Genomic DNA, 2,500 nt, shown 5'->3' with positions numbered 1-2,500 from the left:
AGGGCAGCGAGGCGAACCGGGCGAACTGAAACATCTCAGTAGCTCGAGGAAAAGACATCAACCGAGATTCCGAAAGTAGTGGCGAGCGAAATCGGAGGAGCCTGCACGATGTAGCCATCGACTTATCAGAACGGTCTGGAAAGGCCGGCCACAGAGGGTGATAGCCCCGTATGGAAAAAGTCGGTGGTGGAACTGGGCGTGCGACAAGTAGGGCGGGACACGTGAAATCCTGTCTGAAGATGGGGGGACCATCCTCCAAGGCTAAATACTCATCATCGACCGATAGTGAACCAGTACCGTGAGGGAAAGGCGAAAAGAACCCCGGGAGGGGAGTGAAATAGATCCTGAAACCGCATGCTTACAAAAAGTCGGAGCCCTTAGGGGTGACGGCGTACCTTTTGTATAATGGGTCAGCGACTTACATTCAGTGGCAAGCTTAACCGAGTAGGGAAGGCGCAGGGAAACCGAGTCCGAACAGGGCGAATAGAGTCGCTGGGTGTAGACCCGAAACCAGGTGATCTATCCATGGCCAGGATGAAGGTGCCGTAACAGGTACTGGAGGTCCGAACCCACTACTGTTGCAAAAGTAGGGGATGAGCTGTGGATAGGGGTGAAAGGCTAAACAAACCTGGAAATAGCTGGTTCTCTCCGAAAACTATTTAGGTAGTGCCTCACGTATTACCTTCGGGGGTAGAGCACTGTTTTGGCTAGGGGGTCATGGCGACTTACCAAACCAAGGCAAACTCCGAATACCGAAGAGTAGCAGCGTGGGAGACAGTGCACCGGGTGCTAACGTCCGGACACGAGAGGGAAACAACCCAGACCGCCAGCTAAGGTCCCTAAAACCGGCTAAGTGGGAAACGAAGTGGGAAGGCTAAAACAGTCAGGATGTTGGCTTAGAAGCAGCCATCATTTAAAGAAAGCGTAATAGCTCACTGATCGAGTCGTCCTGCGCGGAAGATGTAACGGGGCTCAAGCCGGTTACCGAAGCTGCGGATGCGTGGCAACACGCATGGTAGGAGAGCGTTCTGTAGGCCTGTGAAGGTGGCTTGTAAAGGCTGCTGGAGGTATCAGAAGTGCGAATGCTGACATGAGTAGCGTTAAAGCGGGTGAAAAGCCCGCTCGCCGTAAGCGCAAGGTTTCCTACGCAACGTTCATCGGCGTAGGGTGAGTCGGCCCCTAAGGCGAGGCAGAGATGCGTAGCTGATGGGAAGCAGGTCAACATTCCTGCACCGGCTGCAAGTGCGATGTGGGGACGGATCAAGCTAGGTCATCCGGCGGTTGGAAGTGCCGGTTGAGGCGGAAGTAGGCGACACGTAGGCAAATCCGCGTGTCACATACCGAGGCCGTTGCTCGAGCGAGCTTGCTCGCGAAGTGACCGAATGGGGTCCCAGGAAAAGCCACTAAGCTTCAGCTTGCAGCTGACCGTACCGCAAACCGACACTGGTGCGCGAGATGAGTATTCTCAGGCGCTTGAGAGAACTCGGGAGAAGGAACTCGGCAAATTGACACCGTAACTTCGGGATAAGGTGTGCCCTAGTAGCGTGTAGAGAACATCGAAGCGTGAATGGGTTGCAAAAAATAGGTGGCTGCGACTGTTTACTAAAAACACAGCACTCTGCAAACACGAAAGTGGACGTATAGGGTGTGACGCCTGCCCGGTGCCGGAAGATTAAGTGATGGGGTGCAAGCTCTTGATCGAAGTCCCGGTAAACGGCGGCCGTAACTATAACGGTCCTAAGGTAGCGAAATTCCTTGTCGGGTAAGTTCCGACCTGCACGAATGGCGTAACGATGGCCACACTGTCTCCTCCCGAGACTCAGCGAAGTTGAAATGTTTGTGATGATGCAATCTCCCCGCGGAAAGACGGAAAGACCCCATGAACCTTTACTGTAGCTTTGTATTGGACTTTGAACGGATCTGTGTAGGATAGGTGGGAGGCTTTGAAGCGGTGCCGCCAGGTGCCGTGGAGCCGACGTTGAAATACCACCCTGGTGCGTTTGAGGTTCTAACCTGGGCCCCTGAATCGGGGTTGGGGACAGTGCATGGTAGGCAGTTTGACTGGGGCGGTCTCCTCCCAAAGCGTAACGGAGGAGCACGAAGGTACGCTAGGCACGGTCGGACATCGTGCTGGTAGTGCATAGGCATAAGCGTGCTTGACTGCGAGACTGACAAGTCGAGCAGGTGCGAAAGCAGGTCTAAGTGATCCGGTGGTTCTGTATGGAAGGGCCATCGCTCAACGGATAAAAGGTACTCTGGGGATAACAGGCTGATACCGCCCAAGAGTTCATATCGACGGCGGTGTTTGGCACCTCGATGTCGGCTCATCTCATCCTGGGGCTGTAGCCGGTCCCAAGGGTATGGCTGTTCGCCATTTAAAGAGGTACGTGAGCTGGGTTTAAAACGTCGTGAGACAGTTTGGTCCCTATCTTCCGTGGGCGCTGCAGATTTGAGGGAGCCTGCTCCTAGTACGAGAGGACCGGAGTGGACGCACCTCTGG

General features: G+C 54.6%; 1 rRNA gene (running past both ends of the window). It reads left to right on the top strand.

The annotated features are described in order from the left end of the window. Positions 1-2,500: ribosomal RNA gene (locus Tfont_RS06890) — 23S ribosomal RNA — on the top strand (it extends past both window edges: 160 nt to the left, 218 nt to the right).

This window comes from Tepidimonas fonticaldi (assembly GCF_007556755.1).
In the GTDB taxonomy this organism is placed as follows: Bacteria; Pseudomonadota; Gammaproteobacteria; order Burkholderiales; family Burkholderiaceae_C; genus Tepidimonas; species Tepidimonas fonticaldi.
The sequence above is the reverse complement of the archived record's forward strand: the minus strand, read 5'-3'. Positions and strand labels throughout refer to the sequence as shown.